Source organism: Archangium lipolyticum (genome assembly GCF_024623785.1).
GTDB classification, from domain to species: Bacteria; Myxococcota; Myxococcia; order Myxococcales; family Myxococcaceae; genus Archangium; species Archangium lipolyticum.
In genome coordinates this window covers 1-14,674 of record NZ_JANKBZ010000025.1, presented here as the reverse complement: position 1 = coordinate 14,674, position 14,674 = coordinate 1, and the positions used below count along the sequence as shown (strand labels likewise).

Below are 14,674 nucleotides of genomic sequence, written 5' to 3'. Positions count from 1 at the left end.
CCTTCCTCCGCCGGAGCAGGAAACACGCAGTGTCTCGCCAGGTCCATGGCGTCAAGGACTGCGGAGCCCCTCCAGGAGGATGAGAACGTGAAGAACGAGCGACGTCTCCGGCTCCCCCTCCAGGGAGCCCTGGCCCTGACCTGCCTCGCATTGCTGGGGGCATGCGGACACTCGCCCCGGAGGGACAGTCAGCCCCCGGAGAGCTGCCGGCCCTGGCACAGCGTGCGCGCCAACGGCATCGACATCGAATACGAGACCTTCGGTGAGGAGGGGAATCCTCCTCTGCTGCTCATCATGGGCTTGAGCGCGCAGATGGTGTACTGGGACGAGGGCTTCATCGACCAACTGGTCCGGCGCGGCTTCCGGGTCATCCGCTTCGATAACCGGGATGTGGGCCGGTCAACGCACTTTCACGCGGCGGGTGTGCCCTCGCAGGCGTCAGCCTCCCAGGGGCCTACTTCCAGTAGCCCGCCAGAAGCGCGGTACCTGCTGTCGGATATGGCAGCGGATGCAGTGGGCCTGCTCGATGCACTGGGGATCAAGGCGGCCCACGTGGTGGGCTTGTCAATGGGAGGCATGATCGCGCAAGAGTTCGCCATCCGTCACCCCGAGCGTGTGCTCTCCCTGACCTCGCTGATGTCGAGTACGGGCGACCCAAGCCTCCCGGGTCCCAAGCCCGAGCTGATGCCCCTGTTCGAACTCCTTCTGAGCCCGACGCGCGATCGGGAGCAGGCCATCGAGCACGGGATGAGGCTTTTCCGGGCCATCGCCAGCCCGGGCTTCCCGCTTGACGAGGCGGCGCTCCGCAAGAAGGTAGCCCTCAGTTATGACCGTTGCTACGACCCGGCGGGGGTTGTCCGGCAACAGGCCGCCATCACGGCTTCGGGGAGCCGCAAGCAGGCGCTCGCCTCCGTCAGGGCACCCACCCTGGTCATTCACGGCAAGGAGGATCCTGTGATACCGGTGGAGGCGGCGATCGACACGGCGCGCTCCATTCCAGGAGCTGAGCTCCTCGTGGTGGAAGGAATGGGGCATGACCTTCCACGGGAGGTGTGGCCACGGATCGCTGAGGCCATCGCCGCAAACGCGGCCCGCGCTCCCGGAGAGAGAAGGAGCGGGAGAGAGGCGCCCTGATGGTTCGCGCTGGATGTGTTCGCCTGCCGCCGGACTCCATCACATCCGGCGAATCTCCCAGGCTGCGCGAACGAGCCGCTGCCCATTGACGGGGGGTCAGCGCACCGGCGCGTCCCGGCCCGCCCAGGCCCGGCGGCGCTCGCCCTGCGGATCGCTCACGACCTGATCGCTCAGGTTGAAGAGCAGGGTCTGGCGCTTCTCCAGATCGTAGGCGGGCCACCCGTCGCCCGGACGGCCCTCGCGCACGAAGTGGAGCCAGTGCCGCTGGAAGCGCTGCTGGAGCGCCGTCAACTCCGGCGTGGCCCTGCCCAGCAGCAGCCGGCTGACCAGGGAGGGAAAGGGGAAGAGCAGGAACAGGTCGAGCGCGTGCATCGCCCCCAGCTTGAAGAGCGGCGAGGGGTAGTCCAGCCGGTAGCGCCAGACCGGGGCGTGCCGGACGTGGCGCTCCGAGAAGTGGATGCTAGGCATGGTGAAGGACAGATCACTTCCCAGGTCCGTGAGCCCCCGGGCGTCATCCGGATAGAGCCGGAGGAGCTCGTCCGCCGGCTGGGCTCCTAGCCGGATCATCAGCGTGTTGGCGAGGCGCGCACGGGTCAGCGGCAGGACGGGCACACGCAGGACAGTGAAGTAGCGGTGCTCGTCCAGGTTGCTGCCAATCAACAGCGGGACGTCCGGGGTGGGCCGCGCATAGGCCTCCTCGAGGGAGGCGGGCAATACCTGGCCATCGAAATAAGGCCGGGTCATGAACCCCTCCGGCCGTGTCTTCTTGGTGGCGTGCATCGCCCGGAGCAGATGGCTGGCGGGCAACTGCCACAGCCGCTCGCGGGTGTCCCGGCCCACGCCCAGCTGGCCGGCGAACTCCTGGGCGATTCGCAGGCTGTCCTCCCAATCCGTGGTCAGCGTCAACCCGGCGCTCTGGGCGATCGCGCCATGGAAAAGGCCCCGCGCGGCCTCCATCACCATCAGTGACACCACGGAGCCCGAGCCCGCGGACTCCCCGGCGATCGTGACGCGCTCCGGGTCTCCTCCGAAGGCCGCGATGTTCTCCTTCACCCACCGCAACGCCGCGACCTGATCGAGCAGCCCGACATTGGCGTCGAAGCGCTCATCGTCGAACAGCCCTCGCAGGTTCAGGAAGGCCAGGGCACCGAGGCGGTAGTTGATGCTGACGAAGACGATGTCACCCTGCTCGGCCAGGAGGTGGCCCCGGTACCCGTCGCCGCTGCCCGTCTCGTAGGAGCCTCCGTGGATCCACACCACCACCGGACGCTTGCGCCCGTCCGCCGCGTGAGACCAGACATTGAGGAAGAGGCAATCCTCGCTCCGCTGGTTGAACAGCCCATCCAGCGGCGCGGGGAACGTGCCCGGCTGGATGGCGGTGGCCGCGGCCCGGCTCGCCTCCCGCACGCCTGTCCACGGCCTGGGCGGCTGGGGGGCCCGGAAGCGCAGCGGCCCGACCGGCGGCGCCGCGAAGGGAATGCCCATCCAGGACCAGACCGCTCCCGTCTTCTGGCCTCGGACGCGACCCTGCGCGGTCTCGACGACGCCCTCTCGTGTCTCCGTCATCCGCCCTCCTCATCACGAAAATACAAACCAGGGGGTCCATGTAGCTGTTTCATGCGGCGCTGCGAGCGCCGGTGGTGATGCTCGGCGACGACTCAGGCCGATGCGAGGATGACGTCGGCGGCCTTCTCGCTCGCCATGTAGATCGCGGTCACGATGAAGAGGCCGGGGATCTTCGGAAAAATCGATGCATCCACGACCCGGAGGCCCTGCGTGCCGCGCACCCGGAACTTGCTGTCGAGGACAAAGCGCTTCGCGTCGACTCCCGTCGGATCGCTCGGACCCATCGGACAGGTGCACGAGGCGTGGTGGCCCCACGCGTTGTCCCGCACGTAGTCCCGCACTGCCTCGCGCGTCTTGGGAACGTCGCGCATCATTCCGGCGGGGGTCATCCCTGCGCTCTCGAGAATGTCGCGCGCGAGCTCCGCGCCTTCGGCCACGGCGTCCAGATCCGGCAGCGCGGCGTCCGGGGTGCCTTCCTCGAAGTAGCGGAAGTTCACCGCCGGAATGTCGAACGGGTGGTCGGAGCGAAGACGCACGGTGCCCGCTGTGTTGGAGGTGTGGGCCTTGAGAACAGTCCAAGTGAAGCGCGCCTTCGAGACGTTGTTTGGCGGCGGCGGCGGCGCGCCACCGGGCGGAGGCAGGCCCGTCGAGTAGCCCGGGTAGTAGCCGAGGAAGCCCGACTGCAGTCCGAAGATCACCAGGTCCGATGGGATCCCCGCCGTGCGCGCCGACTCCGATCGCAGGACGATACCACCCACGCACTTGTTGTTGGCGTAGGGCCCGCTTTTGTTGGCGGCCCATTGCGCGAAGCAAGGATCCTCCGCCGTGTTGCCGGTGGTGGTGAACGTGCAGTCGGCGAGGAGCTCGAGCGGCTTTCCTTCCGGTTGATCGCCGAGCACGGTGACCTCGTAACGATCCTGGAGGTTTCCGCCGACGCCCGGAAGATCGACGATGGAGAGCGTCTTGCCCGAGACGGTCCTCGGGCCGTCGATGCCCATTTCTTCGAGGTGGTCCTTCGGGCCGATCCCCGACAGCATCAGGAGCTGCGGCGTGTTGAAGGCACCGGCCGAGAGGATGACCTCTTTGCGTGCATAGAGCTTGATGGTCGTGCCCTCCGTGCTTCCGTCGGCGAGCGGCGACGCCCGATAGACCTGCTTGCCGTCGGGATACGTCGTGGCCTCGATTCCCTTCGCCACCAGCTTGCCGTCGACCAGCTCCTCTCCGAACAGAATGCGGGTAACGAACGTGTTCAGCTTGATGGTGAGGCGATTGCTGCGCTGACGAGCGTCTAGGAGGAGCTCACGCGTACCATTGCGGAGGCCGCCCCGAATCGCCATCGGGATCGCATAGAGCCCCTCGAGGGTGTCGCGATCGGCGATGTCGCCATTGAAATCGCGCTGCAACAACGCCTTGAGAGCCGACGCGGGATTTTCCGACTCGGAGAGCTCTTGCGTGGCGATCGCCGCCTGATAGAGCAGGTTGCCGATCGTCTGCTGACCGAGGGTGGAGTCGTCGAATGTATCGAGGACCAGGCTCGCGGAGTTTCCCAGGCTCGTCCCAAGCCACCCCTCGGTGCCATGCACGCGATCGGCGCCGGCGTAGTCGCAGCGCTCCAGGCGGGCGAAGTAAGGCTGCATCTGGTCCGCCGCCCACGAGTCGTCACCGGTGATCCGTGCGATGTCGTCCCAGTCGGCGTCTTGCGGACGAATGGTGATCATCGCGTTGTGGGCGGTGCACCCTCCGAGGGTACCGGCGCGCGGGTAGAAGATGCCCTTCCGATGCTCGACGCCGTTCGGGTCCGTGTAGTGCTTGGGATCGCGCCTGGCCTGCTCGGGATCCGAGTAGTGATCGACGAAGTAGTCCCACTGCATCGAGGGCACCTCGGTCGACCGCGCGTGGAAGGACGGAACCTGGTAGTTCAAGTTGTCGCCGCGATCGCCACCGGCTTCGATCACGCAAACCTGGAAGCCTGCTTCGGCGAGCCGCGCGGCGACCGGACCGCCGCCCGCGCCCGAGCCGATGACGATGTAGTCGAAGGTCGAAGCCGTCGCGTCGCCCTCGGGCGCGTCGTCGTTCTTGCAACCAAGCGATCCTGCTGTCGAGCCGAGGCCGGAGAGTGCGATGAGCTTCAGGATCGATCGACGGGAAATCATGGGCGTACCTCGCGGTTCACGACTGGTGTCTGGCTGCACGGTGATGCAGCCGGTTGAGCAGCATTGAGTGACGACTCTCGAGCCCCTCCTGAACGATCCCCGATTGCGGCGGAGGCTCACTCCGGAGTTTCCCGCATCACCGTCAGCAATATCGATGCCACCGGACCCGCTCGGCGAGGTGAGATCCCCCCGAGCAGACCGGCCTGGTCGGGGGTCCGATGCAGCGGTTCTTGACGCGTCAGCCGTGTCGTTCGACACGTCAGCCGTGTCGTTCGACGTGTCAAAAGCTCGAGCTCACGGCTGTTCAACCGCGGCGAGTCGCGGACCGTCTGGCCCATCCAGCTCTTGCGCGTGCGCCGAGCCTCGGGCGTATCGGCTGATTCACAAGGTGCTCGCGGTCAACCGCATTGTGGCACCTCGGTCACCGGCTGGAGCGCTTCGAGGTGAGTGGGCCGGCTTCCCGCACCGTCACGCGGCTCGAGGCCTACAGCCCGGACCTCATCTTCAACATCGCCGGCCCAGCGGTGCAGTACCTGGAGAATGGACTCACCCTCCTCCACGAAGGAAGCTGGCAGGAGGATTACGAGCTGTCCCGGGGACTTCACGTGGAAATGGTGGAGGCCGCCTACCTGAGTGGTGGACACGAGCGCATGGAGCGCTACGCGCGCGAGGCGCTGTCTCATGCCCACCAGTTGATGGATGTGATCCAGGTCCATGAGCTCAAGATCCAGGCCTGCCAGGCCCAGAATCGCCTCGCCGCGGCTCTCAACCTGGGCCTGCACGGCTAGCAGAGCTCGGCATCTCCTTCCCCAGCACCCCCGAGACCGAGAACCAGGAGGCCGCCTTCATGGCGATCCGCCGCCTCCTGGGAGAGCTGGTAGAGGCGGAGCGGGCTCGCGTCCGCGGAGACCGCTGGCAAGCCGTTGAGCTCTACCAGGCCGCCATCGAGGGTGCCCGCGAGCAGGGATTCATCCGGGAAGAGGCTGTAGCCAACGAGCGCATCGGCCTCTTCTGGGAGACTCAGCACAAGCCGGAGTATGCACGCATGCACCTGAAGCGCGCGCGACAGCTCTATGATGCCTGGGGGGCCCAGGGCAAGGTTGCCGCGCTGGCGAAGCACATTTCGCGGACTGAATTCCCGGAGCCCCCCGTCGGCTCCAGCTCCGATTTGGGTTCCGGCCAGTCCTCGACGGTTCCCACCTTCAATCTCGATCTCCTCTCCATCATCCGGGCAGCCCGCGCCATCTCGAGCGAGCTCGTCCAGGCCGAACTCCTCCACACGATGCTGCGCATCATCCAGGAGAATGCCGGCGCCCAGTATGCGGCTCTCGTGGACTTCCAGGAGGGAGTGGGCTGGCTCATCCGCGGCCAGACCCAGATGGAGCAGCGCGCGCCCGAAGAGCTGCCTGAGAGCGTGCTCAACTACGTCCGCCGCACGCTCAAGCCCGTCGTCATTGACGATGCCAGCATCCAGAGTCCCTATGCCGATGACGCAGTGGTGCGCAGCCGAGGATTGCACTCGGTGCTATGCCTCCCCCTCATCCATCGCGAGCGCCAGCACGGGATTCTCTACCTCGAGAATTCGCTCTCGACCCACGCATTCAGCGAAGCACGCCAGGACATCGTCGAGATCCTCGCGTCCCAGGCCGCGGTCGCCCTGGACAATGCCGCTCTGTATCACCATCTGACGGAGCGGAATCGTGCATTGGAGACCTCTCGCAGCGCCATCTCGGCGAAGAACGCGATAGGGGAGATGCCCCCCGAAGCAAATCCATGCACCAGGATCTCGATCCGACAGGACGAGAACCATACGACGGTGGCCGTGGTTGATAATGGGGTGGGTTTTGATGAAGGATTGAAAGAGAAGCTCTTCGCCTCTGGTTTCACCACCAGGGAAGGTGGCCACGGCTATGGACTGCACAGCGCCGCAGTGAGTGTCCAGTCACTCGGCGGGAAGATAGAGGCGCACAGCGATGGACCGGGCCATGGAGCAAGGTTTCAGTTCGTTCTGCCGCGCAACCGGAATGCCGCAGCCAGCAAGGCGCATCGGAGCCAGGGCGGGCATGAATAGGCGCCTCCAGGTTTGTGGCCTGGAGTTCCGTGTAGCCAACTTATGAGGTATGTCCACAAAACCGGGGCATGCCCAGGGTTCAGGCGCGTACCCGGCTCTTGTCCGGGTCATAGAAGGGAAATCGTACGACGGTTGCCGGAATGCGCTTCTGGTGACCGTCGAGCTTGCCAATCTCGACTTCGGTCCCCATCGCCACGTACTTCACGTCCATGCGTGCCAGCGCGATGTTCTTGCGCAGCAGGGGCGAGCGCGTACCGCTGGTGACGGTGCCTATCTGTGCTCGGCCGGCATACACGCGGTCACCGTGACCCGCTGGCTCGTTGCCTTCGAGCTCCAGCCCGACCAGCTGGCGCTGCGGATGTGCCTTGCGCTCCATCAAGGCCTCGCGACCGATGAAGTCCTCCTCCTTGCTCTTGAGTGGTACGGTGAATCCAATGCCTGCCTCGAAGGGGTCGGTCTGATCGTTGAATTCGTAACCGGCGAAGATCAGCCCGGCTTCGATGCGCAGCATGTTGAGCGCATCCAGACCCAGGGGCATGAGGCCGCGCGGCTCGCCGGCCTTCCAGACGGCGTCCCACACCGCGGGCGCCTGCGTCGGGTGACACCAGACCTCGTAGCCGAGCTCGCCGGTATAGCCGGTCCGCGAGACGATGATCGGAATGCCAGTCGGTCCGCCGATGCGTCCGATGAGGAAGCGGAACCAGCCGAGCTCGTCCAGGGTGGGCTGCGTGGCTCCCGTCCACACCACTTCGCGCAGGATCTCCCGGCTGTTCGGGCCCTGCACCGCGATGTTGTGAAGCTGATCCGTGGACGACTTGACCCAGACGCGCAGGCCACGTCGTTCGGCTTGTTCGCGCAGCCATACGCCGCCGTATTCCTCACCGCAGATCCAGCGGAAATTGTCGGCGCCGAGCCGGAACAGCGTTCCGTCGTCGATCATGCCGCCGGTCGGGTAGCACATGGCGCTGTAGACCACGTGGCCCACGCCGACACGGCGGATGTCGCGCGTCAGTGTGAGTTGCAGCAGGGCCTCGGCATCCGGACCGAGGACCTCGAATTTGCGCAACGGCGACAGGTCCATCACCACCGCCTTCTCGCGACACGCGTAGTACTCCTCGGTCGGTCCCTTGCCGGTGTAACAAGCCGGGAGCCAGTAGCCACGGTATTCCACCAGGTTGCGTGTGAGCAGTGAGGTGCGCGGATGGAAGCCGGTTTCCTTGGTGAGTCTGGGTTCCGCGTCGGGAGTCATTCTGAAGGCAATCGCTTTCTTGAAGAGATTCCTGGCCGGGTAGACACGCACCTGGATGTCGGTCGGGTTCCAGGCATTGGTCGGATCGATGTCGTCGGGACAGGCCGATGAGCCGCACACCAGGTCGCGCGAGGCCCGCATCAGCACGTAATCACCCGGCCTCGACCAGGGGTCATCCAGATAGATGGCGTTCTGGGCGTCCAGGAAGGTGTTGTAGAAGAGATTGATGGCCGTCCAGCCAGGACGTGTCCTCAAGCCGTACGGTGCCAGCACGGCGTTGAAGTTGTCCGAACAGTTGGCGTGGCCGAAGTAGCCTTTGTCTTCGTAGAACCTGGCGAAGCATGCCAGTCCGAAGGTGTCGTGACGCCCGCAGGTGTCCTGGACGACCTCCACCAGGGGTTGCAGATCCTGGCCGAAGAACTTCGAGTGCAGCCCCGGGCCAGGGTAGACCTTGCCGGTCAGCGAGCGCGTCGACGTCGGATCGATGCCAATCTCGAGGCCTGCCTCGAGGCACGCGCGATCGAAGGCCAGGAAGTCCGAACACTGACGGCCCTCGATGTCGATGATCTGGATGTACTCGCCTTCGAACGCCTCATAGGCGAGCGCGGTCGCGCGGTCGACGCGGAGATCGAGCCGAGGTTCGGCCAGGGGTTCGGGGGGTTCCACGAGCCGGCGCGCGGCCGGTTGTGCGCGGTCGATGAAGACGACGAGCTCGGTCGGAGCATCGTGCGCGTCCACGGCCATTGGCCCGCCGACCGAGACCACGGCGCAAATGGCCGAGGCCTCGGCGACGTATGACACGGAGGCACCCGCCGGTGTGTCGAACCCAAACACCGGAATGGCGCGTGCGTCCCGCAGCGCGACCCCCCGCCGCGCCAGCGCCGAGATGACACCCTCTCCCTCGTTGCCGGAGGCCTCGAGCAGACTCAACAGACCGTCCGCTCGGCTCGAGGTCGTCACGCCCAGCAACTCCGGTCGCGATTGCCCTCGAGCATCGAAGACCACGAGCTCGCCCGGTTGGCGGCCCTCGGGATCGAGCACACGCAGCCGATCTCCGGCGGACAGCGCGACGACGATGGAGCCGCCACCAGGGACGACGTAGCGCTCGACGCCCACCGGCAAGGTGCGCAAGCCTGGCACCCGCAGGCCACGGGGCACAGCGGCATTCATGACGGACACTCCGGGAGACTCGTTTTCATCGGTACCCTCGACGACGTGGGCTCAGGCGGCCGAGGACTTCCTACCGTTGGCTTCGGCGAGCAACTTCTCGGCGAGTTGGCGCTTGCCGTCGGCGTCGAGCTTCTTCAACTCGTTGTTCAACACGCGCTCGTTGATCGTCTGGTTCCAGTAATCGAGTGACTGCGTGCCGAGCAGGGCCATCTTGCCGACGAACTGACGCAGCACTTCGTTGGTCGGGCCCATGACCCAGCCCGCCTTGGCGTCACGCAGATAGCGTTCGATGCCAAGCGCCGGCTTGTAGGCCGTGCCGCCGCAGGCATGCAGCATCTTGTCCGAGACGTGCGCGACGTTCTTCGCGGCGATGAACTTCACCTGCCACATCCAGTGCAGGAACTGGGTGCGGAGCAGGGTGGCGGGATCCTTGTGCAGGAACCAGTCGCAGTTGTTGGTGGCCTCATCCAGGGCCTGGCCCAGTTGATAGTCGAGGGCGCGTGCGGCGTTGGTGTCCATGATGCACTCGCCGACGTAGTCCTGGATGGTCGGGTAGTCGGCGACGCGCATGCCGACATCGACGTGGGTCTTCCCGGTCGTATGTTTCTTCGCGATGTCGATCATGCCCAGCGCGATGCCATTCCAGCAGGCGGACGAGCACAGGAGGAAGAAGGGATCGACGCACTCGTCGTTGGAAGTCGCGCCGTCACCGATCGGGCCGACCAGCCGGTTCCTCGGAATCTCCACATTGTCGATTTCTATCGGGCCGGATTGATTGCCGCGCAGCCCCAGACCGTCCCAGTTGGCGGGATCGGACTTCACCTCGTCGCTCATGATGAGGAAGCAGGAGAGGTTCGCGTAGTTGCCGCCGAAATCGGGACTGGTGGTCTGCACGATGTACCAGTCAGCGAAACCGCCCGAGGTGGTCCAGGAGGCTTTCTTGCGCACCCGCCAGCCCGTCGGTGTCTCTTCGGCGCTCGACGAGACCGGATACCAGAAGTGCGAGCCGGTTTCAGGGTCGGAATAGGACAGCGTGCCGATGAGACAGTCCCTGTCGACGCGCTTGAAGATGTCCTGCAGCACCGGGTTGTCGTGATGGCGGAGGAGACCGGCGGCGACCGCGCCCAGGTGCATGGTGTAACACATGGCGGTGCTCGCACAGCCGTAGCGCGCGATGGTCTCGACGACCATCGCGGCACAGACGTGGTTCTGGCCCATCCCCCCCAGTTCTTTCGGCACGATGAGGCCGAGCAGGCCGAGCTTCGCCAGGGCCTCGAGGTTCTTGCGCGGATAGACAAGCTTCTTGTCGCTCTCCACGGCGTTCACGCGCAGCGTGGTCCGGCAAAGGTCGATCAGCGCCGCCTGGAGCTTCTTCTGCTCGTCGGTCAGGAGCCATTGTGGATCGAACTCGAATCCCAAGCCCCAGAACTCCTGATCTCCCCACGTCTTCTTGTTGCTCATGACGCGTCTCCCATCTCGCGGATGTGGCCACCGCAGCCACTTTCTTTGCATCGAACAGCATACCACGTGAAGGGTTTCCGTCTCCGGCCTTCGGAGGACTCCTCCTTGCGATCGCAGTCCTTGGACAGACGTCTCTCGCGATTGAGCCAACCAAAGGTTCGCTCGACAATCAGTTGGGGAGGCTCATGGCTTCCTGGTAGGTGGCTTCGATCCCACCTCAGCTGGAGTGAGCCTCGAGCAGCCACGATCGCAGGATTGGCAGCACGTTCCCGGGCTGCATGGCCGCGGTGTGGTCCAGCCCGTCGAGGAGGCGGACCTCCCACCCGAGCGCCTCGAGCTCCGAGCGTCTTTGGAGCAGGGGCCCCGCCAGGCTGACGAGCACGTCGCCCCACTCCTTGCCGTAACGGATTTCGTCCCTGCTCCCGGCGAAGCACAGCCGCGAACACCGGAGCCGCGATTGGATCGCCGAGTCGTCGAAGGACTGGAGGGCGGTGTAGAGGGTGACGAACTGCTTCGTCTGCTCTTTCGAAATCCCTTCGGTGGACCATTCGTCACCGTTGGCCTGCCGTCCCGCGTTCTCGTGGGCCGCGAGGGTGACGCGGAGCATCTCGCGGTAGGGGCCCCCCAGCGGCGGAAAGCCACCCATCACCAGGGCGGAGAGCCGGTCGGTTCGGAGCGCGAGCTGCAGTCCCACCAGCCCCAACCACGAGTACCCGTAGTACGCGAACCGTGACGCACCCGCCGCCTGCGCCACCGCCAGTACATCCTTGACGATGTTCTCTGGCGTCAGCGTGTCCGGCTTCGGCTCGCGGAGCACGTGACCTTCGTAGTCGAAGGCGATCACGCGCAGGCGCTCCTGGAGCCCTTCGATGAGGTGCTTCCCCAGGGCGGGGTCGTTGCCATAGGCGCGCAGCAGCTCCGCCCGTTCCCCCTCGACAGGCCTGGGATTCACCGGCAGCAGCAGCGCGGGGCCCTCTCCGAAGACCTCGAACTCCAACGTGCTTCCATCGTGCAGGGTGGCTCCAGGCATGGCCGCTCCTCAAATTTGAGTAGCCAGAGCATACAGAAGGTGGCGGACTAGTCAAATTGGAATAGTCTTCGCCGCATGAGCGTCGTGCGGCTGTTCGTCCTGGGAGTGGTGCGCCTGCGCGGACAGGCCCATGGTTACGCCGTGCACCGTGAGCTCGGCACGTGGCGGATAGACACCTGGACGCGCGTCCGGCCCGGTTCCATCTACCACTCGCTCAAGCAGCTCACGAAAGAGGGGAAGTTGCGCGCGCTGGGGGTGGAAGAGAGCGCCGAGGGGCCCGGCCGTGAGCTCTTCTCGCTCACCCGCGAGGGGGAGGCCGAATTCCTGGAGCGCCTCGAGGCGGCGTTGTCGAGCTTCGATCTCGAGGAGCTGGGCGCGGGTGTGGCGTTCATGACCGCCCTGCCTCGCACGCGGGTGCTCGCCCTGCTGCGCTCACAGCATCAGCGAGCGACCGCAGCCTGCGAGGGCCTCGAGAAGATGCTGCCCATGTTCCCCCAGCGCGCCGAGCCGCCGCACACCGCGGACCTGCTCACACTCTGGACCGGTAGCGTGGCGGCGGTCGCCAGGTTCACCGAGGGGCTCATCGCCCGGCTCGAAGCGGGCGAGTACACAATGGCGGGCGAGTGAAGAGCCGTCAGCGAGGCTCGGAGCCGCCGCCACCGTCCAGGCTGGTGACAGGAGGGCGCGGCACCGCGACGGGCAGAAGGCATCTACGCTCGTAATCACTGTACGATCGCCCCACGCTCGCCGCGCCTCAGGCGGCGGACCCGCCTCTTGCGGATTCAGCTCCGCTCCCGCGCGAGGGGGCCCTGAAATCCTCCCGTCCGAGGATCCGGTCGATCTCCTGCATCTGCCGCGGGGTCAGTGGTCCGAATTCCAGGGCGCGGGCATTTTCCTCCGCCTGCGCTACCGTGCGGAATCCCGGAATTGGCAGGGTCACCGGGCTGTGTGCCCACAGCCAGGCCAGTGCGCCCTGGGCAAGGGTCCGGCCCTGGGAGGTGAGGATGTCCTTCACCTGCTCCAGGCGGGCAAGCCATTCAGGATTGGGCTGACCGTTCTGGAAGTACTTCATCCAGGGTACGTTGGCACCGCGAATGTCGGTGGAGTCGAAGCGTGCACCTCTGGCGTATTTTCCGGTCAGCAGGCCCATTGCCAGAGGACCCCGGTTGATGCTGGCCATGCCAATCTCCTCGCAGAGCCTGAGCATTTCAGGATTGTCCTCGAAGATGTTGAGCTGGTGCTGGATGGCCGCACAGTGCTTTCCGGCGGTGAAAGCCCTGGCCCGCACCGGATCATCGGTGCTCCATCCATAGGCGCGGATGTGGCCCTCCGCCACCAGGGATTCCAGGGTGTCCAGCACCTCATCCACCTGATCCGCGGGATGGTCGCCCACATGGAACAGGAACAGGTCGATGTATTCCGTACCCAACCTGCGCAGGCTGGCCTCGCAGGAGCGGCGGATGGCTTCCTGATGGACCTCCGGACCGTCTACCAGCTTCTGGTCGTCCAGCACCCGGTAGCCGAACTTCGTGGCGATCACCACGCTGGACCTGTGGCTGCCGAGGGCTTTTCCCAGAATCCTCTCACTGTGCCCAGCCCCATAATTGGCAGCGGTGTCAAAGAAGGTCACGCCCAGGTCGACCGCCCTATGGATCGCCTGGATGGATTCCCGGTCGTCCACCGGTCCGTAACCCCATTCGTCGGTGCCGCCCCGGAAGGGGCCTCCGATGGTCCATCCGCCCAGTCCGAGGGCGCTGACCTGAATGCCTGTGTTTCCCAGCTTGCGTTTAGACATGACTCCTCCTTGGCTTCGCTTCTGGCGAAACCTCTTGCGTGGGTTTTCTGTTGTTGTGCGGGAGTGGTCTTTCCTGGCTCAGCGGATCAGCCAGGCCACTTCGGTGCGGTAATCGGCGGTGTCGTCGGTGTTGCTCTGTTCGAACAGGTACACCTCATAGGGGGGCCCCTGGGTTTCGTGGCCGTGTTCCCGGATCCAGTTCCAGACCGCTTCATAGGCTCCCTGCAGCCCGAAATCCCCGCCGCAATCCCCCCCATGCACCGTGTAGGCCGCCGTTCCTCCCGGGAGGGTCAGCACATCGAACCCTTCTGGAAGCAGCAGGGGTCCATCGATCGTAAAGGGCTGGCAGACCTCCACATCCCAGGTGTCCTCCCCCTCGCTCTCGAAGTACCGCACGATTCCTGACCCGGCCGGGTGGGCTCCCGCCGCCCTGAGAGCCTTGAGCAGCGCTGGCTGTGTGGCATCAATGAAGGAACAGGAATGCTCGGGGGCGCAGCGGGCACGCCGGGTGATGCAGCGCTGGGGTAGTACTTTTTTGGTGTTCACCTGATACAGGGGCCGCTCGGCCTGCATGAAGGCCCGCAGGTCGCTCAGGACCCGCTGGATGTCCTCCTGCTGGGCCTGCAGCTTTCGCTGCTGCTGCTGGAGCAGGCTGGAGAGCTCGGATGCTTGCCATGCCCTCAGGGCTTCCCGGATGTCCTCCAGAGACATGTTGAAGTCCCTCAGACGGGTAATTCTGCGGGCGTCTTCCAGTTGGCTGAAGCTGTAGTAGTGGTAGCCCGAAAGGGGATCGGTATGCACCGGACGGAGCAACCCCTGCTCGGCGTACACCCGCAGCGCCTTGCGGGTCAGGCGCTGAGCCATCCCCTCATTTTAGCAGGGGAGCAAGGGAGCGGTGTGTAGGCTGAGTGGTGCGAAAAGTAGGACGGGCGCTATTACTTCTGCGGTCATGCGCAAGCCACGCCTCAATGACCAGCAGGTGCACAAGTTCCTGGAGTCGCTCTTCGAGGAGGACCTGCACGCCAAACGCATTCTCTCCTTGTCC

The 14,674-nt window shown here is 65.3% G+C and carries 11 protein-coding genes and 1 pseudogene; 4 read left to right on the top strand and 8 right to left on the bottom strand.

Annotation, left to right across the window (positions count from 1 at the left end; genetic code table 11):
* The first annotated feature begins 87 nt into the window (after positions 1-87).
* Complete coding sequence (locus tag NR810_RS37105; RefSeq protein WP_257459511.1) at positions 88-1,134, top strand: alpha/beta fold hydrolase; 1,047 nt, start codon at positions 88-90, stop codon at positions 1,132-1,134.
* Positions 1,135-1,230: 96 nt separating this feature from the next.
* Here the strand turns inward: NR810_RS37105 and NR810_RS37100 are convergent, their stop codons facing one another.
* Both NR810_RS37100 and NR810_RS37095 read right to left on the bottom strand, forming a co-directional pair.
* A complete protein-coding gene (locus NR810_RS37100) occupies positions 1,231-2,700 on the bottom strand; it encodes a carboxylesterase/lipase family protein (RefSeq protein ID WP_257459510.1) in 1,470 nt (489 codons plus the stop codon).
* 92 nt (positions 2,701-2,792) lie between these two features.
* Positions 2,793-4,853 (bottom strand): GMC family oxidoreductase, encoded by a 2,061-nt coding sequence (locus NR810_RS37095; RefSeq protein WP_257459509.1) that lies wholly within the window; start codon positions 4,851-4,853, stop codon positions 2,793-2,795.
* Between the two features lie 443 nt (positions 4,854-5,296).
* Between NR810_RS37095 and NR810_RS37090 the strand changes: the two genes are divergently transcribed.
* A complete protein-coding gene (locus tag NR810_RS37090) occupies positions 5,297-5,641 on the top strand; it encodes a hypothetical protein (protein WP_257459508.1) in 345 nt (114 codons plus the stop codon).
* 59 nt (positions 5,642-5,700) lie between these two features.
* A complete protein-coding gene (locus NR810_RS37085) occupies positions 5,701-6,924 on the top strand; it encodes a GAF domain-containing protein (protein ID WP_257459506.1) in 1,224 nt (407 codons plus the stop codon).
* Positions 6,925-7,003: 79 nt separating this feature from the next.
* On the opposite strand, the gene NR810_RS37080 is transcribed toward NR810_RS37085, so the two are convergent.
* From NR810_RS37080 to NR810_RS37065, 4 genes and pseudogenes are all read right to left on the bottom strand, one after another.
* Positions 7,004-9,343, bottom strand: coding sequence for a DUF1989 domain-containing protein (locus NR810_RS37080; protein ID WP_257459505.1), 2,340 nt, complete (start codon positions 9,341-9,343; stop codon positions 7,004-7,006).
* A 51-nt stretch (positions 9,344-9,394) separates the two neighbouring features.
* The gene (locus tag NR810_RS37075; RefSeq protein ID WP_257459503.1) at positions 9,395-10,804 is read right to left on the bottom strand and encodes an acyl-CoA dehydrogenase family protein; all 1,410 of its coding nucleotides are present in this window, start codon (positions 10,802-10,804) and stop codon (positions 9,395-9,397) included.
* Between the two features lie 89 nt (positions 10,805-10,893).
* Positions 10,894-10,986: pseudogene (locus NR810_RS37070) on the bottom strand (IS5/IS1182 family transposase); the annotation flags it as partial.
* A gap of 35 nt (positions 10,987-11,021) precedes the next feature.
* The gene (locus NR810_RS37065) at positions 11,022-11,834 is read right to left on the bottom strand and encodes an alpha/beta fold hydrolase (protein WP_257459501.1); all 813 of its coding nucleotides are present in this window, start codon (positions 11,832-11,834) and stop codon (positions 11,022-11,024) included.
* Positions 11,835-11,909: 75 nt separating this feature from the next.
* Here NR810_RS37065 and NR810_RS37060 point away from each other — a divergent pair, with 75 nt between their 5' ends.
* Positions 11,910-12,461 (top strand): PadR family transcriptional regulator, encoded by a 552-nt coding sequence (locus tag NR810_RS37060; protein WP_257459499.1) that lies wholly within the window; start codon positions 11,910-11,912, stop codon positions 12,459-12,461.
* 127 nt (positions 12,462-12,588) lie between these two features.
* Here the strand turns inward: NR810_RS37060 and NR810_RS37055 are convergent, their stop codons facing one another.
* On the bottom strand, positions 12,589-13,629 hold the full coding sequence (locus NR810_RS37055) for an aldo/keto reductase (protein WP_257459498.1): 1,041 nt from the start codon (positions 13,627-13,629) through the stop codon (positions 12,589-12,591).
* A 78-nt stretch (positions 13,630-13,707) separates the two neighbouring features.
* A complete protein-coding gene (locus tag NR810_RS37050) occupies positions 13,708-14,493 on the bottom strand; it encodes a MerR family transcriptional regulator (RefSeq protein ID WP_257459497.1) in 786 nt (261 codons plus the stop codon).
* Between the last annotated feature and the right edge of the window lie 181 nt (positions 14,494-14,674).